The 17,970-nt window shown below is 60.0% G+C and carries 21 protein-coding genes; 8 read left to right on the top strand and 13 right to left on the bottom strand.

The features are described 5' to 3' along the window. Window positions 1-6 precede the first annotated feature (6 nt). On the bottom strand, window positions 7-873 hold the full coding sequence (gene rsmI, locus KXR72_RS20490; RefSeq protein WP_437422951.1) for a 16S rRNA (cytidine(1402)-2'-O)-methyltransferase: 867 nt from the start codon (window positions 871-873) through the stop codon (window positions 7-9). Between the two features lie 120 nt (window positions 874-993). Between rsmI and KXR72_RS20485 the strand changes: the two genes are divergently transcribed. From KXR72_RS20485 to KXR72_RS20470, 4 genes are all read left to right on the top strand, one after another. Continuing rightward, window positions 994-2,769 (top strand): penicillin-binding protein activator, encoded by a 1,776-nt coding sequence (locus KXR72_RS20485; RefSeq protein ID WP_437422950.1) that lies wholly within the window; start codon window positions 994-996, stop codon window positions 2,767-2,769. Next, on the top strand, window positions 2,715-3,134 hold the full coding sequence (locus KXR72_RS20480) for a YraN family protein (protein WP_437422949.1): 420 nt from the start codon (window positions 2,715-2,717) through the stop codon (window positions 3,132-3,134). Before KXR72_RS20485 ends, KXR72_RS20480 begins: the two co-directional genes overlap by 55 nt. A gap of 72 nt (window positions 3,135-3,206) precedes the next feature. After that, the gene (locus tag KXR72_RS20475; RefSeq protein ID WP_437422999.1) at window positions 3,207-3,800 is read left to right on the top strand and encodes a phosphoheptose isomerase; all 594 of its coding nucleotides are present in this window, start codon (window positions 3,207-3,209) and stop codon (window positions 3,798-3,800) included. Beyond that, on the top strand, window positions 3,797-4,375 hold the full coding sequence (locus KXR72_RS20470; RefSeq protein WP_437422948.1) for a BON domain-containing protein: 579 nt from the start codon (window positions 3,797-3,799) through the stop codon (window positions 4,373-4,375). Before KXR72_RS20475 ends, KXR72_RS20470 begins: the two co-directional genes overlap by 4 nt. Window positions 4,376-4,421: 46 nt before the next feature. Here KXR72_RS20470 and KXR72_RS20465 read toward each other — a convergent pair whose 3' ends face one another. From KXR72_RS20465 to rplM, 7 genes are all read right to left on the bottom strand, one after another. Next, window positions 4,422-4,823 carry a ClpXP protease specificity-enhancing factor gene (locus KXR72_RS20465; protein ID WP_437422947.1) on the bottom strand — a complete coding sequence of 134 codons (402 nt, stop codon included), beginning with the start codon at window positions 4,821-4,823 and terminating at the stop codon, window positions 4,422-4,424. Window positions 4,824-4,839: 16 nt separating this feature from the next. Continuing rightward, window positions 4,840-5,457: a glutathione S-transferase N-terminal domain-containing protein gene (locus KXR72_RS20460; protein WP_437422946.1), complete on the bottom strand. Its 618-nt coding sequence runs from the start codon at window positions 5,455-5,457 to the stop codon at window positions 4,840-4,842. A gap of 88 nt (window positions 5,458-5,545) precedes the next feature. Continuing rightward, a complete protein-coding gene (locus KXR72_RS20455; protein ID WP_437422945.1) occupies window positions 5,546-6,355 on the bottom strand; it encodes a cytochrome c1 in 810 nt (269 codons plus the stop codon). After that, window positions 6,355-7,566, bottom strand: coding sequence for a cytochrome b (locus KXR72_RS20450; protein ID WP_437422944.1), 1,212 nt, complete (start codon window positions 7,564-7,566; stop codon window positions 6,355-6,357). Before KXR72_RS20450 ends, KXR72_RS20455 begins: the two co-directional genes overlap by 1 nt. Beyond that, window positions 7,566-8,159, bottom strand: coding sequence for a ubiquinol-cytochrome c reductase iron-sulfur subunit (petA, locus tag KXR72_RS20445; protein ID WP_437422943.1), 594 nt, complete (start codon window positions 8,157-8,159; stop codon window positions 7,566-7,568). The genes KXR72_RS20450 and petA overlap by 1 nt, the downstream gene beginning before the upstream one ends. 251 nt (window positions 8,160-8,410) lie before the next feature. Further along, entirely contained in the window at window positions 8,411-8,803 is a 393-nt protein-coding gene (gene rpsI, locus KXR72_RS20440) for a 30S ribosomal protein S9 (RefSeq protein WP_437422942.1), read from the bottom strand. A gap of 14 nt (window positions 8,804-8,817) precedes the next feature. Further along, entirely contained in the window at window positions 8,818-9,246 is a 429-nt protein-coding gene (gene rplM / locus KXR72_RS20435) for a 50S ribosomal protein L13 (protein WP_168425219.1), read from the bottom strand. Between the two features lie 339 nt (window positions 9,247-9,585). Here rplM and KXR72_RS20430 point away from each other — a divergent pair, with 339 nt between their 5' ends. Further along, window positions 9,586-10,623 carry an NADP(H)-dependent aldo-keto reductase gene (locus tag KXR72_RS20430; RefSeq protein WP_437422941.1) on the top strand — a complete coding sequence of 346 codons (1,038 nt, stop codon included), beginning with the start codon at window positions 9,586-9,588 and terminating at the stop codon, window positions 10,621-10,623. A gap of 97 nt (window positions 10,624-10,720) precedes the next feature. Beyond that, complete coding sequence (locus tag KXR72_RS20425) at window positions 10,721-11,413, top strand: energy-coupling factor ABC transporter permease (RefSeq protein ID WP_437422940.1); 693 nt, start codon at window positions 10,721-10,723, stop codon at window positions 11,411-11,413. A gap of 25 nt (window positions 11,414-11,438) precedes the next feature. Here KXR72_RS20425 and yacG read toward each other — a convergent pair whose 3' ends face one another. From yacG to pilB, 5 genes are all read right to left on the bottom strand, one after another. After that, complete coding sequence (gene yacG / locus KXR72_RS20420) at window positions 11,439-11,633, bottom strand: DNA gyrase inhibitor YacG (protein WP_437422939.1); 195 nt, start codon at window positions 11,631-11,633, stop codon at window positions 11,439-11,441. Further along, complete coding sequence (coaE, locus tag KXR72_RS20415; protein WP_437422938.1) at window positions 11,630-12,238, bottom strand: dephospho-CoA kinase; 609 nt, start codon at window positions 12,236-12,238, stop codon at window positions 11,630-11,632. The genes yacG and coaE overlap by 4 nt, the downstream gene beginning before the upstream one ends. A gap of 123 nt (window positions 12,239-12,361) precedes the next feature. Further along, complete coding sequence (locus KXR72_RS20410) at window positions 12,362-13,231, bottom strand: prepilin peptidase (RefSeq protein WP_437422937.1); 870 nt, start codon at window positions 13,229-13,231, stop codon at window positions 12,362-12,364. After that, window positions 13,232-14,449: a type II secretion system F family protein gene (locus KXR72_RS20405; protein WP_437422936.1), complete on the bottom strand. Its 1,218-nt coding sequence runs from the start codon at window positions 14,447-14,449 to the stop codon at window positions 13,232-13,234. It lies immediately after the preceding gene. A 1-nt stretch (window position 14,450) separates the two neighbouring features. Continuing rightward, complete coding sequence (gene pilB, locus KXR72_RS20400; RefSeq protein WP_437422935.1) at window positions 14,451-16,154, bottom strand: type IV-A pilus assembly ATPase PilB; 1,704 nt, start codon at window positions 16,152-16,154, stop codon at window positions 14,451-14,453. A 226-nt stretch (window positions 16,155-16,380) separates the two neighbouring features. On the opposite strand from pilB, the gene KXR72_RS20395 reads away from it, so the two are divergent. Together KXR72_RS20395 and KXR72_RS20390 are read left to right on the top strand one after the other, a co-directional pair. Continuing rightward, window positions 16,381-16,818, top strand: a complete 438-nt coding sequence (locus tag KXR72_RS20395) for a pilin (protein WP_437422934.1) — start codon at window positions 16,381-16,383, stop codon at window positions 16,816-16,818. A gap of 972 nt (window positions 16,819-17,790) precedes the next feature. Next, on the top strand, window positions 17,791-17,970 hold a 180-nt coding region (locus KXR72_RS20390), incomplete at its 3' end, for a hypothetical protein (protein ID WP_437422933.1).

The raw sequence follows: 17,970 nt of genomic DNA, 5'->3' as shown, positions 1-17,970 counted from the left end.
TTGCCGCTAGGGTCGCTCTTGCAATGCGAGCTGATACAGCAGGTTCTTACGGGCACCGGTGATCTCCGCTGCGACGGCGGCTGCGCGCTTGACAGGCAACTCCGCCAATAACAGCCGCAGGATGCGCCGAGCATTTTCATCCACCGCCTCCTCCCCCTGAGGTGCCTGCCAGCCCGCCACGACGACGACACACTCACCACGCTGCTGATTGGTATCGGCCTCGACCCAGGCGCGCAGTGCTTCGAGCGGCGCACCCTTGAGGGTCTCGAAGGTTTTTGTCAGTTCGCGCCCGAGCACGGCGGCTCTATCACCACCAAATACAGTTTCCATGTCTTTCAGGCTATCCAGAATCCGGTGCGGCGCCTCATAAAAGATCAGGGTACGCGGCTCCTCACGCAACAGTTCGAGCCGCGAACGCCGCCCCGCCTGCTTGGAGGGCAAGAACCCCTCGAAGATGAAGCGATCCGAAGGCAACCCCGCCGCACAAAGCGCAGCGACCAACGCGCAAGGGCCCGGCACCGGCACGACAGGAACACCCGCAGCTCGGGCCTGCTTGACCAAGTGATAGCCAGGGTCCGATATGAGTGGCGTACCGGCGTCCGATATCAGTGCAACGCTGTCGCCCGCCAACAGACGCTGAATAAAGCGCCCCCCCTCGTCACGCTCGTTGTGCTCATGACAAGCAGCCAGCGGCGTGCTGATACCGAAGTGCTGGATGAGCCTGGACGAATGCCGCGTATCCTCTGCCGCGATGAGCGCCACCTCGCTTAATACACGCAGCGCCCGCGCGCTGATGTCCTCCAGGTTGCCAATCGGCGTGGCGACCACGTAGAGCGTGCCGCAGGTGGAATTCACAGCATCTGTCGCAGTCACAGGGCTACCTCGATCTTACAAAATGCGCATTGTAGCCCGTTTGAGGGACGCGACATCGCCGCCCCGACAGGGCTTGGGTACAATTCCGCCACACACTGCCAGCGCTTCAGGATTCTCTACATGACGGCTCGCCTTCGCCCGCTTCTGTTCCTTTGCCTCGCTGCCCTGCTTTCAGCATGTGCCAGCTCCCCCTCATCGACATTGGGTGAGCTGCCACGCACACCACAGGCATCTACCCAGGAATTGCTGAAACAGGCTGACGCGAGCGATACCGCCGACGCAGCGCTGCTTCGTCTATCAGCAGCCGACAAGAGCATGCAGCAAGGTAACCTGACCCAGGCCAGGCAAATTCTCGAGCAGGTTCAGCTCGACCAACTCAAACCGGCGCAACAAGTCTTCGCCCTCACTTTAAGGTCAGAACTTGCATTGGATGCAAAAGAGCCGACCCAAGCGCTCGAAGCCTTCCAGCACCCTGCCTTCGAGCGACTGGCTGAATTACCGGTAGAGCAGCAGATTCGCACCCAGCTGGCACGCGCAGTTGCATTAGAAGCGAATGAACGGCCGCTCGACGCCGCCCGGGAGCGCACTTTCATTGCTCCCTTATTGAGCGGTGAACAGGCCAAACAGAACCATGAAGCAACTTGGTCGCTGGTCTCGAGCCTGCCTGCAGAAACGCTGCAGCCGAGCGCCGACCGAGACCTCGCTGGATGGCTGTCATTGGCTATGGCAGTCAAGCAAGCCGGCACGCTCGGCCAGCAGCAACGCGCCATAGACGCCTGGATCGCGCAACATCCCGAACATCCAGCCGCACGAGAACTGCCCGAGCCACTCGTAAAGCTACGTGAGCTGGCTGACAAACCACTGTCCCATGTCGCACTGCTGCTCCCGATGGACGGCTCGCTTGCAAACGTCGCCCGTGCATTACGCGACGGCTTTCTAGCCGCCCACCTCGACGCCGGGGATGACCTTCGCATCGAGCTGTTCGACAGCACGCGCATTGGTTCTCTAGACGAGTTCTACCGGCAGGCCAGCGCGGCAGGCGTAGAGCTGGTCGTCGGCCCGCTCGAAAAAGAAATGGTTCGCCAACTGGCTTCACGAGACACGCTGCCCATTACTACGCTGGCCCTCAACTACAGCGACGCCGATCAGAAAGCCCCGCCTCAGTTGTTCCAGTTCGGCCTCGCTGCCGAAGACGAAGCCCGTGAAGTAGCACGCCGCGCCTGGCAGGATGGGCATCGCCGAGCCGTGGCGCTCACGCCGCGCGGCGACTGGGGCAACCGTGTGCTCGATGCCTTCCGTGTGCAGTGGCTGGAACTGGGCGGCACCCTGGTTGCCGCCGAGCCGCTCGCCGAGCCGGTCGAACTGGCCAACCAGATTGCCGACCTGCTTCAGGTACGCAGCGCCAGTCGCACCCAGAACACCGGCGAAGCCACGCCGACGCGGCGGCAGGATGTCGACTTTCTTTTCCTTGCCGCTACGCCGCAGCAGGCTCAGCAGGTGAAACCCACGCTGATCTTCCAGTACGCGGGCGACCTGCCGGTATACGCGACCTCCCACCTCCACGCGGCGACGAACAACCGCAGCCAGTATCTCGACCTCGAAGGCATACGCTTCGCCGAAACGCCCTGGCTGCTTGATCCGCAACTCCCGCTGCGCCAGGACATCGAGCGCAAATGGCCGCAAGCGCAGGGCAGCCTTGGGCGCCTTTACGCAATGGGCGCAGACGCCTACCTGCTCGCGCCTCGCCTGAACCAGCTGCTGGCACTACCCGATACCGAGCTGGACGGGCTTTCCGGCAAACTGTCGCTCACCCAGGAACAACGCATCGAGCGCCACCTTCCATGGGCCGAGTTCCGTGGCGGCGAAGTTCAGCGCCTTCAGGACGACCGCTATTGACCACGACGGACAAGCAGCAACAAGGGCAGCAGGCCGAGGACGCCGCCAAACGCTACCTGGAACGACACGGCCTGCGCCTCGTGCAACGCAACTGGTCGTGCCGCAGCGGCGAGCTTGATCTGGTCATGCTCGATGGCGATACAGTAGTATTCGTCGAGGTTCGCTACAGACGCCACACTGCCTGGGGCGGCGCGCTGGAAAGCGTCGACTACCGCAAGCAGCAGAAGCTGGTCAAGGCAGCCCAACTTTTCCTGCAAAAGGAATCGCGGTGGGCCCGGCATCCCTGCCGCTTCGATGTGATTGCCATCGAAGCCGGCAGCAGCGCAGCATCACCCAACTGGATCCGCAACGCGTTCGATGGCTGAGCGCTGAACGCGGCATGCGGTCCCTTTTACGGCAAGGCCCGCGCCATGCCCGATACCGAAGGTGTGACATCGATGGACATGCAAACCCGTATACGCCAACTTTTCCAGGCGAGCATTGAAACCAAGCAGCAGGCCGCCGAGGTGCTGGCACCCAGCATCGAGCAAGCTGGTCAGGTGATGGTCAATACGTTGCTTAGCGAAGGCAAGATCCTGACATGCGGCAATGGTGGCTCCGCGGGCGACGCGCAGCACTTTTCTTCGGAGCTTTTGAACCGCTTCGAGCGTGAGCGCCCCAGCCTGCCGGCAATAGCGCTGACTACCGACACCTCAACGCTGACCTCCATCGCCAACGACTACAGCTACAACGAGGTGTTCTCCAAACAGATTCGCGCACTCGGCCAGCCGGGCGATGTACTGCTTGCGATTTCCACCAGCGGCAACTCCGCCAATGTTATCCAGGCAATCCAGGCCGCTCATGACCGAGAGATGATCGTCGTCGCACTGACCGGTCGCGATGGTGGTGGTATGGCGTCGCTGCTGCTACCGGAGGATGTTGAAATCCGAGTCTCGTCGAAGGTCACCGCCCGGATTCAGGAAGTTCATCTGCTCACCATCCACTGTCTGTGCGACTTGATCGACAATCAACTGTTTGGGAGTGAAGAATGAAAGCGACTCGACTGCATGCACTTACCCTGACGCTATGCCTGGTCGCTACAGGCTGCAGCTCGGTGTTGACAGCCGCCCGCGATGAGCCGATCAACGACGACCGTGGCACGCGGACCATTGGCAGCAAGATCGACGATTCCCTGATCGAGACCAAAGCGGCGGTTAATATCGCCAAGGCTCACCCAGACCTGGATAACGCCTCGCATATCGTCGTTGCGAGCTATAACGGGGTGGTGCTGCTTGCAGGACAAACGCCACGCGAAGAGCTCAAACAGACAGCCGAGCAGGCCGCGAGCTCCGTTCAGCGCGTCAAGCGCGTCCATAACGAACTCCAGGTCCTGAAGCCCTCATCGGCACTGGCACGCAGCAACGACTCTTGGCTGACGACGAAGATCAAGACGCAAATGCTTGCCGATGAAAGCGTGCCGGGTTCTCGTATCAAGGTAATTACCGAGAACGGCATCGTTTACTTGCTAGGCCTGGTTACTCGTCAGGAAGGCAACCGCGCAACAAGCCTCGTCCAGGGCGTGTCCGGCGTGCAGCGCATCGTCAAGCTGTTCGAATACATCGACTAACCACCACCGAAGGCTACGCGCTGCGTAGCCTTGCACCTTTATCGCCTTACTTCACGACCTTCAGGCTCGGACGGCTCGCCGCTGGCGCTGACTTCGATTTCGAGGAGTCATCTGGCGGCGTATCGTCATCCGGCGGCGTAGGCTCCGTTTCAAAAACCATGCCCTGGCCATTTTCGCGCGCGTAGATTGCCATGATCGCCGGAGACGGCACATATAGCTCATGTGCCACACCACCGAAGCGGCCTTCGAAGCTGACCGCCTCGTTGCTCATATCCAAGCGACGAACCGCGCCTGGCGAAACGTTCAAGACGATTTGCCCGTCGCTGGCATACCCAGGCGGAACCTTCACACCGGGATGCTCCGCGTGTACCAGGATATGTGGCGTGCAGTCGTTATCCACGATCCATTCATACAACGCACGGACCAGATAAGGGCGACTGGAAGTCATGAAAAAGCCTCTCTTTTTAACGCATGCCGCGTTCAACGGCGGATAAGCTGGCCTGGAAGGCCTCGCGAGCGAAGTTGAGCTCCATGTAATCGATCAGGGGCTTTGCGGCCCGTGGCAACTCGATCTCCAGTGTGGGCAAACGCCAGAGGATAGGCAACAGACAACAGTCGACGACGCTGATCTCGTCGCTTAGAAAATACGGCTTTTCCGCAAAAATTGGCGAGACGCCAGTCAGGCTTTCGCGCAGCTCCTTACGGGCCAGCTCCTTGGCCTGACCAGCTGAACGCCTGTCTTGAATCCTGTCCACCAGCGCACACCAGTCTCGCTGCACTCGGTGCACCAGCAAGCGGGTATTGGCGCGCGCTACAGGATAAACCGGCATTAACGGCGGGTGTGGATACCGCTCCTCGAGGTATTCGGTAATCACGCCAGGCTCGTAGAGGGCCAGGTCACGCTCGACGAGGGTAGGTACCGTTGCGTAGGGGTTCACTTCGGCCAGTCGCGGTGGGCACTGCCCTAGAAGGACATCGACTACCTCAACCGACACTCCTTTCTCGGCAAGCACATACCGCACGCGATGCGAATAATGATCAGCAGGATCGGAATAGCAGAGCAACCGGTTGGCGACCGCCACGGGACCTTCCTCGCTTAATTTTTTATAGTCCTGAAAAAACGCGCGCGCCCAAGGGGCGCGCGCAATGTACAACGTTGCAGCAGGCGTATCAGTGGACGTCTTTCCAATACTCACGCTTGAGCAGATAGGCGAAGACGAAGAAGAACGCGAGGAACAGCAACACGTAGGTTCCGATCCGCTGACTCTCCAGCTTGACCGGATTGGCCGAGTAAGCCAGGAAGGTCACGAGGTTATGAACCAGCTCGTCGTATTCCGCTTCGGACAACGCACCCGTGCCGGCCTCGACCGTCAGGTGACTGCAGTCCTCATGGGTGACGGGAGTGCCAGTCAAAGGATCGAACTGCTTGCGGCCATCCTCAACCACCTGGACCTGCTTGCAGGCAACCGACTCGCCTTCCGGCAGCTTGCTCGGCATGACCTGACGCCCCTGCAGCGGCGCCAGCACGTGCGGCATGCCCACGTTCGGGAATACCGTGTTGTTCACACCATAGGGGCGAGACGGGTCTTCGTAGAAGCTGCGCAGGTAGGTGTACAACCAGTCGTTTCCGCGTACACGTGCAACCAAGGTGAGGTCCGGCGGCGCAGCGCCAAACCAAGCCTTCGCGTCTTCTGGCTTCATGCCAATCTTCATGTGGTCGCCGATCTTGGCATCCGAAAACACAATGTTGTCCATCATGATTTCTTCAGGAATGCCCAGGTCATTAGCTACGCGCTCGTAACGCTGGTACTGGGCGCCATGGCAACCCATGCAATAGTTGGCGAATGTCTTCAGGCCATCCTGCAGCGCCGCCTTGTCGGTCAGATCGATATCGATCTCGTCCAGATGAGCACCACCACCAGCGGCGAATCCGAAGGCCGGCACCAGTGCGAGAATCAATGCAGCAATTTGCTTTTTCATCAGCCAGCCACCCTTTGCGGAACTACTTTGGTCTTCTCAAGCTTGGTGTAGAACGGCATCAGGATGAAGTAACCGAAATAGATGGCAGTACAGATCCGAGATACCAGTGTCCGCTCCGGAGTAGGAGACAGCACGCCAAGCACGCCGAGGATGACGAACGAAATGCAGAACAGCACCAGGGCGATCTTGCTCAGCCAGCCCTTGTAGCGCATCGATTTGACCGGGCTGCGATCCAGCCACGGGAGCACGAACAGCACCGCAATGGCTGCGCCCATGGCGATTACACCGAGCAACTTGTCAGGCACCGCTCGCAGAATCGCGTAGTACGGAGTGAAGTACCACACCGGCGCGATGTGCTCAGGCGTCTTGAACGCATTCGCCACTTCGAAGTTCGGCTTCTCGAGGAAATAGCCGCCCATCTCAGGGAAGAAGAACACGACGGCGCAGAATACGAACAGGAACACCACGACACCGACGATATCCTTCACCGTGTAGTACGGGTGGAAAGGAATACCGTCGAGTGGACGCCCTGCTTCGTCCTTGGTCTTCTTGATATCGACACCCATGGGGTTGTTCGAACCGACTTCGTGAAGCGCCAGGATGTGCAGCACGACCAGGCCAAGGATAACGATCGGCAATGCGATGACGTGTAGCGCGAAGAAGCGGTTCAGGGTGATGCCGGAGATCAGGTAATCGCCGCGGATCCACTGCGTCAGGTCATCCCCGATCACCGGAATGGCGCCAAACAGCGAAATGATCACCTGGGCGCCCCAGTAAGACATCTGCCCCCAAGGCAGCAGGTACCCCATGAAAGCCTCAGCCATGAGCGCAAGGTAGATCATCATGCCGAAGATCCACACTAGCTCACGCGGCTTTTGGTACGAGCCGTAGAGGATTCCGCGGAACATGTGCAAGTACACGACGATGAAGAACGCCGACGCACCGGTCGAGTGCAGGTAACGGATGATCCATCCGTACTCGACGTCGCGCATGATGTATTCGACGGACGCGAACGCACCCTCAGCCGAGGGCTCGAAGCTCATCGTCAGCCAGATACCAGTGAGTATTTGGTTGACCAGCACCAACAGTGCGAGTGAACCGAAGAAATACAAGACGTTGAAGTTCTTCGGCGCGTAGTACTTGCTTAGATGGTCTTCCCACATCTTGGTCGCAGGAAAGCGCGCATCGACCCATTCCATGAACTTGCTCATCATGCGTTCTCCTGATCGACGCCGATGACGATCGTGGTGTCCGTCTCGTACGTATGAGGGGGAACCGGCAGGTTCAAGGGGGCGGGCTGCCCCTTGTAGACGCGGCCAGCCATGTCATATTTCGAGCCATGGCACGGGCAGAAATACCCACCGAGCCACTCGGCGCCCAAATCCGCCGCAGCGACTTCAGGCCGGAACGATGGGGAACAACCGAGGTGAGTGCACAGTCCGACAACGACAAGCACTTCAGGCTTGATCGAGCGCACTGACGGGTCGACATAGGTCGGCTGCACCGACTCCTTCGACTCGGGGTCGGCGACGGTATCGGTCAGCTTGCTGAGGTTAGCAAGCGTCTCCTCCGTACGACGCACAATAAACACCGGCTGACCACGCCACTCAGCAACCATCTGCTGGCCGGGCTCGATCTTGCCGATATTCACCTTAACCGGTGCGCCGGCTGCCTTGGCCTTGGCACTCGGGAACCACGATCCCACGAACGGGACCGCTGCCCCCACCGCTCCTGCAGCACCTACTACCGAAGTAGCGGCTACCAGGAAGCGACGCCGGCCAGCATTCACGCCGTCATTGCTCATTCAGTCGTCTCCCATCAGTTTCTTATGGCCCACCGAGGCAGGCGTCTACTACGTAAAACAGGCCGCGAAAAAATTCGCCAAATGGTAAAGAAAACCCCCTCGCCTGACAAGGTAATAACCAGACACAACAAACCGGGAAGGCCCGTAAATCGGGACTCGCAGCACGTGACACGCTGTCGCAGCAGTAAAAAACCAAGCCATAAAAAAACGCCCAGTTCCGAAGAAACTGGGCGCTTTTCGTAGAAGCGAAATTAACGCTTCGAGTACTGCGGACGCTTGCGCGCTTTGCGCAGACCGACCTTCTTACGCTCGACTTCGCGGGCATCGCGGGTGACGAAGCCAGCCTTGCGCAGCGCAGGACGCAGACCTTCGTCATAGTCCATCAGCGCACGGGTGATACCGTGACGGATCGCACCGGCCTGACCGCTGACACCACCACCAAGGACAGTGACGTACACATCGAACTTCTCGACGGTCTCGGTCAGCTCGAGCGGCTGACGAACGACCATCCGAGCGGTTTCGCGGCCGAAGAAGTTATCCAGCTCGCGATTGTTGATGGAGATCTTGCCAGTACCCGGGCGCAGGAAGACGCGCGCGGTTGCAGTCTTGCGACGGCCAGTGCCGTAGTTTTGAGTCGCCGACATAGTGAACTATTCCGTTAAATCTTCAGTTCTTGGGGCTGCTGAGCGGTGTGCGGGTGGCTGGCACCCTTGTAGACCTTCAGCTTACGGTACATGTCGCGACCCAGTGGGTTCTTCGGGAGCATTCCCTTGACCGCGGTCTCGATCACACGCTCTGGCGCCTTGGCGATCAGCTTCTCGAAGTTGATCGACTTGATGCCACCCGGGAAACCGGAGTGGGAGTAGTACATCTTGTCGGTGGTCTTGGCACCGGTAACACGCACTTGCTCGGCATTGATAACGACGATGTAGTCACCGGTATCGACGTGAGGAGTGTATTCCGCCTTGTGCTTGCCACGCAGGCGGCTAGCGATTTCGGTTGCCAGACGACCCAGGGTCTGGCCGGCAGCGTCGACGACAAACCAGTCGCGCTTGACGGTTTCCGGTTTAGCAGTAAAAGTCTTCATTCGTTATAGCCTCAGGGGCCGCCCTGAAAATAAGACGGCGAATCTTACTGAATGGTGCTCGCCCTGGCAAGGCCAGGACAGCCGGAAACAGACGCTATCGGGGGCTCGGGTCAGCGCGTCCGCTACGGCAATGGTTCGGCGGGCTAGGCATCCCCCACCTTGGTCTCGTGTCGACAGGCTAGGCATCCCCGGCGACAGGCTGCGGAATTATCCTGATTGCAGCCGAAATAGCAAGCAGCTTCGACAACCAGCACGCCGGAACTCCGGGACGGTGTATGGTCATACGCTGGACTGCCGGACAGGCACCCCCATCACGCATCAAACCGACAAGGACACCTTATGCAACTGCGCCAACTGGGCCGCACGGATCTGAACGTCAGCGCACTCTGCCTGGGCACCATGACCTGGGGCGAACAGAACGACCAGCAGGAGGCCTTTGCGCAACTCGACCGCGCCAGGGCTGCCGGAATCAACTTCGTCGACACGGCCGAGATGTACCCGGTCCCGCCTCGCGCGGAAACCTATGCCACGACCGAGCGCTACATCGGGGAATACTTCAAGGCGCGCGGCAACCGGAACGACTGGATACTCGCCAGCAAGGTCGCAGGACCCGGCAACGGCATCACGCACATCCGCGACGGCCAGCTGAAGATGAACCGCCAGCACATCGTCGCCGCACTGGACGCCAGTCTGCAGCGCCTGCAGACCGACCGCATCGACCTTTACCAGCTGCATTGGCCCGAGCGCAGCACCAACTTCTTCGGCCAGCTCGGCTACCGCCATCAGCAGGCCGGCTTCACGCCGCTCGAAGAAACCCTCGAAGTCCTCGACGAGCAGGTGCGAGCGGGCAAGATTCGCCATATCGGGCTGTCCAACGAGACGCCCTGGGGCACGATGAAGTTTCTCCAGCTGGCCGAAGAGCGCGGCTGGCCGCGAGCGGTTTCCATCCAGAACCCCTACAACCTGCTGAACCGCAGCTTCGAGGTGGGGCTCGCCGAGATCGCCATTCGCGAGCAGTGTGGCCTGCTGGCCTATTCGCCCCTGGCCTTCGGCATGCTGAGCGGCAAGTACGAGAACGGCGCCCGCCCCGAAGGGGCGCGCATCACCCGCTTCAGCCGGTTCGCACGCTATACCAACCCGCAAACGCAAGACGCCTGCTCCCGCTACGTCGCCCTGGCCCGCGAGCACGGCCTGGACCCGGCGCAGATGGCGCTGGCCTTCGTGACGAGCCAGCCCTTCGTCACCAGCAACATCATCGGCGCCACGTCACTGGCGCAACTGGAAAGCAATCTCGGCAGCATCGACGTGACGCTTTCGGCCGAGGTGCTCGAAGCGATCGAGGCAATCCATGTCGCGCAGCCCAACCCGGCACCCTGACCGCTCAGGCTCGACGGCTTGCCGCGATAGAATCGCACCCGGCGCACATACAACGCGCCCCGGTGTCGATAGATGACCAGCGAGTCGAGGAGTACCGATGATTGCTGCTGACCTGCTCGCCCCTTCCAGCCTGATCCTGGGCTGGCTGCTCTACCTGGCCGCGCTCGCCTGGGCCGGGGTTCGAGCGCCCTGGGTCGAGCTGTTCAGCGATACACGCCGCCAACACCTGCTGTTCGGCGCCGTGCTGGCGATCTTCCTGCTCTGGCTGGTACGGCGGGACTTCGACTCCGGCCTGTCTTTCCACTTCATCGGACTGACGGCCGTCACGCTGCTGCTGGACTGGCCGCTGGCCATACTTGCGGCATTCACAGCGCAGCTGGGCCTGACCGTGACCGGCCACCAGCACCTGTTGTCGCTCGGCCTCAACGGCGTGCTGCTGGTACTGATTCCTGTGGCCGTGACCGAGTGCTGCGCGCAACTGGTCGAGCGCACGCAGCCGCGCAACCTGTTCGTCTATATCTTCTTTTCCGGCTTCTTCGCAGCGGGGCTAGCCGCGCTGTTCTGCATACTGGCCGGCCTCGGCGTACTGCTTTTCGACGGCCGCTACCCGATGCCACCCTGGCTGGCGGACTTTGCCGGCTATATCTGGCTGGTGATGTTTCCGGAGGCGTTCATCAACGGCACGGTGATCAGCGCGCTGGTCGTGTTCTATCCGGACTGGATGGAAACCTTCAACCGAACGCGCTACCTGCAAGCCCCACGGGAAGACGACGGCGACAAGCCCATGTGAGGCCCGCCCGAGCCGCACATTCAGCTCAATGCTGGCGAGGCACGTCGTCGGAGAACAGGTCATCCTCCAGCTCATTTCCCGGGATGGCATGCTCCTCGGCGGCCCACGCACCCAAATCGATCAGCTTGCAACGTTCGGAACAGAACGGCCGGCTCTGACTCTGCGGCCCCCATTCGACCGGCGCACCACAGGTGGGGCACTCTACAACGGTGACACTCATGCCTTACCTCCTCGCAGGCTCAGATAGAAACGGTGCAGGCGCTCGACCTCGGCGGCAAGCCAGGCCATGTCCCGGTCGTTGACCAACACATCATCGGCATGGCGCAAGCGCTCATCACGTCCGACTTGGGCCGCGAGAATCGATCGGATCTGCTCTTCCGCGGCACCATCGCGCCGCGCCGCACGCACGACCTGCAGCGCTTCGGGAGCGTCCACGACCAACACACGCGCCGCCTGGCGATACTGCCCGGACTCGATGAGCAACGGGGACACCATGATGGCGTACGGCGATTGCGCCTGCGCGAGCTTGTCAGCCACTTCCTGGCGGATCAGCGGGTGCAACAACTGCTCGAGCCACTGCCGCTGCCCCGGGTCGGCAAATACCAACTGCCTTAGCACGGCGCGGTCCAGGCTACCGTCACCGGCCAACACCTGATCGCCGAAATGCTTGGCAATAGCCGCCAGCGCCGGGCGCCCGGGCTCGACAACCCAGCGGGCCGCGTGATCGGCATCGACCCAATGTACGCCCAGCCGCCCGAAGTGCTCGACCACGGCACTCTTGCCACTGCCGATGCCGCCGGTAAGGCCGAGAATCCAGGGTTTCATGCTGCACCTATCGCTTGAAAACGACGCGCAGTAGTAACCGCTAGCCAATTGAGATGCAAGCGCGGAAAACCCAACTAACCAAAGCCAGGAAGGCGACCGAATCCGGCCGCCCCTACAACCCAATCAGAAATGTGCGAATCGTAGGTAACTGGCAGTGATCTGCTCACCCCACAGCAGGGCGATCCATCCAGCAATGGCCAGATAAGGCCCGAACGGAATCGGCGTGCCGTTGTCCGCGTTCTGCATGCGTAATGCGATGCTGCCTAGCACCGCACCGACAACTGAAGACAGGAGAATGGTCAGCGGCAGCACCTGCCAGCCACCCCATGCGCCCAGCATCGCCAGCAACTTGAAGTCCCCATAGCCCATGCCCTCCTTGCCCGTGACAAGCTTGAACAGCCAGTACACCGACCACAGGCTGAGATAACCGAATACGGCACCCCACAGCGCATCGGGCAGGGTTGCAAACAATCCCTGGGTATTGCAGATCAAGCCCAGCCAGAGCAGTGGCAGGACAATCGAATCCGGCAGCAATTGATGGTCGACGTCGATCATGCTGGAGGCGAGCAGCGCCCACGTCAGCAACAGCACCGCGCCCGCCTGCAAGGTGAAGCCGAAATGCCAAGCCACATAGCCGGACAGCACGCCACACGCCAGCTCAACCAGAGGATAGCGGTGGCTGATCCGCGCCTTGCAGCAACTGCACTTGCCTCGCAACGCCAGCCAACTGACAACCGGGATATTCTCCCAAGCGCGAATTCGATGATTGCAATGTGGGCAGCGCGACTGCGGCCACATCAGATTGAAACGCTCACTCGCCACTTCAGCGGGCAGCTCAAGATACTCACGAGCCTGCGTGCGCCATTCACGCTGCATCATCAGCGGCAACCGATAGATCACCACATTAAGGAAGCTGCCGACCAGCAACCCCAACACCAGTGCACAGAAAACAAAGGCCAGCGCGTGGCTGGCCAGAAATGAAAAGACGCTCATCTAGACCACGGAGCCCAACTGGAAGATCGGCAGGTACATGGCGATGATCAAGCCACCCACCAGCACACCCAGTACCGCCATGATCATCGGCTCCATCAACGCGGTCAGGCCGTCGACCATGTTGTCGACCTCATCCTCATAAAAGGTCGCGACCTTCGCCAACATTTCGTCCAGCGAACCAGACTCTTCACCAATGGCCGTCATCTGGATCGCCATGCTCGGAAAGGTGTTAGTGGTACGCATAGAGAAATTAAGCTGCATGCCGCTGGAGACGTCCGACTTCACCTTGGCCGTTGCATTACGGAAGACCACGTTACCGGTCGCGCCGGCGACTGAGTCCAGCGCATCAACCAATGGCACGCCCGCGGCAAACGTAGTGGACAGCGTACGAGCAAAGCGAGCAACAGCCGACTTGTAGAGAATGTCACCAACAACTGGGATTTTGAGAACAAGCCGATCGAACCAATTGCGGAACTTCTCGGAACGCGTATGCGCCTGTTTGAATGCAACCCCTGCCGCAATCATTGCGAACAGAACGACGTACCACCACTCTTGCAACAGCTCTGACAAATTTATCACCATTACCGTGAAAGCTGGCAGCTCAGCGCCAAAGTTAGCAAATACCTCTTGAAACTGCGGCACCACCTTGATCAGCAGAATGGCAGACACGATGATCGCGACCAGCACCACCGCGATCGGGTAGTTCATCGCCTTCTTGATTTTGGCCTTCAGCGCTTCGGTCTTCTCTTTGTAAGTCGCTACCCGGTCCAACAGCGTTTCCAGCGCACCGGACTGCTCACCCGAATCAACCAGGTTGCAATAGAGGTCATCAAAGTATTGCGGCTTTTTGCGCAGCGCAGCGGCAAAGCTGTTACCGGCCGCCACCTCTTGCTTGAGGTCATCTACCAGCTTGCGCATGTTGGGGTTATCGAAACCCTCGCCGATGATGTCGAAAGACTGCAACAGCGGCACGCCCGCCTTCATCATGGTCGCCATCTGCCGGGTGAACAGGGCGATGTCCATCGGCTTGATCTTCTTGCCGGCACTGAACAGCGAGACGGACTTCTTGCGCACCTTCAGCGGGTTGACGCCCTGCTTGCGCAACTGTGCCTTGACCAGCGCGGGGCTTGCACCGCTCAGCTCACCCTTGATCCGGGCGCCCTTGCGATCCGTGCCTTCCCAGGTGAATACGCTGGTCTTGATTGCTTTCTGAGCCATGTTAGTCCTTGGTCACCCGGTTGACTTCTTCCAGGCTGGTCACGCCCTGCATGGCCTTCAGCAGGGCTGAAGTCCGCAAGTCATTGAAGCCGTCTCTGCGCATCTGGGTGGAGATATCGATTGAGTTGCCGTCCTCCATGATAATGCGCTGCAGAGAGGGCGTGTTTTTAACCACTTCATAAATACCGACACGCCCTTTGTACCCGCCTTTGCAGTTTTCGCAGCCAACCGGCCCATAGATCTTGAAGGTGCCGATCTTGTCTTCAGGAAAGCCCTCGCGCAGCAACGCCTCGCGCGGCACGTCGACTTCCTTCTTGCAGGTACTGCAAAGTTTGCGCGCCAGGCGCTGGGCGATGATCAGGTTGACCGAGGTGGCGATGTTGAACGCCGGCACGCCCATGTTGCGCAGGCGCGTCAGGGTTTCCGCCGCGCTGTTGGTGTGCAGGGTCGACATCACCATGTGCCCGGTCTGCGCGGCCTTGATCGCAATCTCGGCCGTTTCAAGGTCACGGATCTCACCGACCATGATGATGTCCGGGTCCTGACGCAAGAAGGCGCGCAGTGCTTGAGAGAAATCCATGCCCTGCTTGGGATTGACGTTGACCTGGTTGATGCCTTCCAGGTTGATCTCGACCGGGTCCTCGGCCGTAGAGATGTTGACGTCGACGGTATTGAGGATGTTGAGGCCGGTATAGAGCGATACGGTCTTGCCCGAACCAGTCGGGCCCGTTACCAGAATCATGCCCTGCGGTTGGCGCAGCGCATTCATATACAGCTCTTTTTGCGATTCCTCGTAGCCCAGCGCATCGATGCCCATTTGCGCACTGGTCGGGTCAAGGATACGCATCACGATCTTTTCGCCCCACAACGTGGGCAGCGTGTTCACACGAAAATCGATGGCTTTGGTCTTGGACAGCTTCATTTTGATTCGACCATCCTGCGGCTTACGCCGCTCGGAGATGTCGAGGCCAGCCATTACTTTCAGGCGTGCTGAAATACGAGGCGCGAGCTGAATAGGCGGGCGCGCGACCTCGTGGAGGATCCCGTCAGTACGGAGCCGGACGCGATACGCCTTTTCATACGGCTCGAAGTGCAAGTCGGACGAGCCGCCACGAATGGCGTCGAGCAGCATCTTGTTAACGAAGCGAACAACCGGTGCGTCGTCCGCAGCATCACCCGTATCGTCATTGGAGGCATCGTCCGATACGGTTTGAACATCGATACCATCGAGGTCCACATCACCTAAGTCGTCCAGCCCCGTCGTCGCGCTTTCGAAAAACTTTTCAATGGCGTTACCGAGCTTGTCGTCCTCGACCAAGATCGCCTCGGTCGTCAGGCCAGTGCTGAACTGGATATCCGTTACCGCCTGATGATTCGTCGGGTCGGATACCGCAACGAACAGCTTGTGGCCACGCTTGATGAGCGGCAGCACCCGATGCTGACGGGCCAGCTTTTCGGACACTACCTCCTTCAGCTGGGCTTCCTTGTCCAGCGCATTGAGGTCCATGTAGGCCACACCGAACTGGTCAGCCGCCAGCTCCGCCACGGCGCGCCCGCTGGCAAGCTTGTTCTGCACCACATAGGTCACCAGCGACAGCTTGTTCCGCACCGCCTGCTGGTGTGCTTGCTGAGCCGTCCGGTCATCGAGCAGGCCGGCCAACACCATTTGTTTAGCCAGGCCGGAGAGGGCAACGTTATCGGTCATGGGCGAGGATTCGTCTGGATTAATGCCCGCCTTATAGCGCAGATAGCCAGGCGTGCCAAACCGCAGCCACCGGGGTGACGCTTTTTGTCAGAAGCGTGCGAAGCGAGGCAGCGTGTGTGGTTCGCATTGTGCCGCAATGCCGCGAAAACAGGGGCGTTTAGAAGTTGGCACGCTGGCTGCTTAGTCCCTTGCAGGCTGAACGCCTTAACATCTCAAGGAGAAGCACATGAAAGCTCAGATGCAGAAAGGTTTTACTTTGATTGAATTGATGATCGTTGTGGCGATTATCGGAATTTTGGCGGCGGTGGCGCTGCCGGCATACCAAGATTACACAGTACGCGCTCGCGTCTCCGAATGTGTAGGGTTAATGGCAGGCGCAAAAACGACCGTTATGGAAAATGCTTCCAACGGAACTGCTTTTGCTTCTGGATTCACCGCAAACACCGCCACCCAAAATTGCGGAGTCACTGCTATCGCTAACGACGGCGTGATTTCCGTTACATCCACAGCTCGCGCAGGTAACGTAGCCCTAACAATGACTCCCGCACCGGCATTGGTAGCTGGCACGCCGCCGGCAGCAGCCGTACAGTGGACCTGCCGCGCTCCTGCTGCAAACCACAACGTAGTTCCGGCAGAATGCCGTAACGCACCGGCTGGTGGTTAACCCGGTAAGGCGGATCAATTCGTAAGATGGATTAGCGAAGCGTAATCCGTCACCCACAAATATCGACCCGCCATTGCAACCCAAACGCCTCGCCTCCGTGCGGGGCGTTTTGCTATTTGGATATGGCATCGCCAGAGGCGCCTCCGTCGGTGACCGCGATACGGGCCGCGTCCGCCCGGCCAAACACCTCGATCACCCGACCCTCCGGAACGTCGGAATACGCCTTCGGCTATTCCAACCTACATTCGCTTGGCACCGGGCCGGTACGGCGTATCGCTTCCCGTAGGATGGAATCGCCAGAGGCGCCTCCGTCGGTGACCGCGAAACGGGCCACGTCGTCCGGCCAAACACCTCGATCACCCGACCCTCCCGAACGTCGGAATACGCCTTCGGCTATTCCAACCTACATTCGCTTGTCACCGGACCGGTACGGCATATCGTTTTCCGTAGGATGGCATCGCCAGAGGCGCCTCCGTCGTGACCGCGAAACGGGCCGCGCCCGCCCGATCAAACACCTCGATCACCCGACCCTCCGGAACGTCGGAATACGCCTTCGGCTATTCCAACCTACATTCGCTTGTCACCGGACCGGTACGGCATATCGTTTTCCGTAGGATGGAATCGCCAGAGGCGCTTCCGTCGATGACCGCGAAACGGGCCGCGTCCGCCCGGCCAAACACCTCGATCACCCGGCCCTCCGGAACGTCGGAATACGCCTTCGGCTATTCCAACCTACATTCGCTTGGCACCGGATCGGTACGGCGTATCGCTTTTCGTAGGATGGAATCGCCAGAGGCGCCTCCGTCGGTGACCGCGAAACGGGCCGCGCCCGCCCGGCCAACCACCTCGATCACCCGACCCTCCGGAACGTCGGAATACGCCTTCGGCTATTCCAACCTACATTCGCTTGGCACCGGATCGGTACGGCGTATCGCTTTTCGTAGGATGGAATCGCCAGAGGCGCTTCCGTCGATGACCGCGAAACGGGCCGCGTCCGCCCAGTCAAACACCTCGATCACCCGCCCCCCCGGAACGTTGGAATACGCCTTCGGCTATTCCAACCTACATTCGCTTGGCACCGGGCCGGTACGGCGGATCGCTTTTCGTCGGATGGAATCGCCGGAGGCGCTTCCGTCGGTGACCGCGAAACGG

The sequence above is a fragment of the Stutzerimonas chloritidismutans genome, from assembly GCF_051486945.1.
Lineage (GTDB): Bacteria > Pseudomonadota > Gammaproteobacteria > Pseudomonadales > Pseudomonadaceae > Stutzerimonas > Stutzerimonas chloritidismutans_B.
Note: the sequence above shows the minus strand (reverse complement) of the source record. Positions and strands in the feature narration are given on the sequence as shown.

Bases quoted from the DNA above. Each gene is read 5' to 3' on its own strand.
- KXR72_RS20485 (WP_437422950.1), top strand. From the start codon at position 994: ATGACGGCTCGCCTTCGCCCGCTTCTGTTCCTTTGCCTCGCTGCCCTG.
- KXR72_RS20480 (WP_437422949.1), top strand. From the start codon at position 2,715: ATGGGCCGAGTTCCGTGGCGGCGAAGTTCAGCGCCTTCAGGACGACCG.
- KXR72_RS20475 (WP_437422999.1), top strand. From the start codon at position 3,207: ATGGACATGCAAACCCGTATACGCCAACTTTTCCAGGCGAGCATTGAA.
- KXR72_RS20470 (WP_437422948.1), top strand. From the start codon at position 3,797: ATGAAAGCGACTCGACTGCATGCACTTACCCTGACGCTATGCCTGGTC.
- KXR72_RS20465 (WP_437422947.1), bottom strand. From the start codon at position 4,823: ATGACTTCCAGTCGCCCTTATCTGGTCCGTGCGTTGTATGAATGGATC.
- KXR72_RS20455 (WP_437422945.1), bottom strand. From the start codon at position 6,355: ATGAAAAAGCAAATTGCTGCATTGATTCTCGCACTGGTGCCGGCCTTC.
- KXR72_RS20450 (WP_437422944.1), bottom strand. From the start codon at position 7,566: ATGAGCAAGTTCATGGAATGGGTCGATGCGCGCTTTCCTGCGACCAAG.
- petA (WP_437422943.1), bottom strand. From the start codon at position 8,159: ATGAGCAATGACGGCGTGAATGCTGGCCGGCGTCGCTTCCTGGTAGCC.
- rpsI (WP_437422942.1), bottom strand. From the start codon at position 8,803: ATGTCGGCGACTCAAAACTACGGCACTGGCCGTCGCAAGACTGCAACC.
- rplM (WP_168425219.1), bottom strand. From the start codon at position 9,246: ATGAAGACTTTTACTGCTAAACCGGAAACCGTCAAGCGCGACTGGTTT.
- KXR72_RS20430 (WP_437422941.1), top strand. From the start codon at position 9,586: ATGCAACTGCGCCAACTGGGCCGCACGGATCTGAACGTCAGCGCACTC.
- KXR72_RS20425 (WP_437422940.1), top strand. From the start codon at position 10,721: ATGATTGCTGCTGACCTGCTCGCCCCTTCCAGCCTGATCCTGGGCTGG.
- yacG (WP_437422939.1), bottom strand. From the start codon at position 11,633: ATGAGTGTCACCGTTGTAGAGTGCCCCACCTGTGGTGCGCCGGTCGAA.
- coaE (WP_437422938.1), bottom strand. From the start codon at position 12,238: ATGAAACCCTGGATTCTCGGCCTTACCGGCGGCATCGGCAGTGGCAAG.
- KXR72_RS20410 (WP_437422937.1), bottom strand. From the start codon at position 13,231: ATGAGCGTCTTTTCATTTCTGGCCAGCCACGCGCTGGCCTTTGTTTTC.
- KXR72_RS20405 (WP_437422936.1), bottom strand. From the start codon at position 14,449: ATGGCTCAGAAAGCAATCAAGACCAGCGTATTCACCTGGGAAGGCACG.
- pilB (WP_437422935.1), bottom strand. From the start codon at position 16,154: ATGACCGATAACGTTGCCCTCTCCGGCCTGGCTAAACAAATGGTGTTG.
- KXR72_RS20395 (WP_437422934.1), top strand. From the start codon at position 16,381: ATGAAAGCTCAGATGCAGAAAGGTTTTACTTTGATTGAATTGATGATC.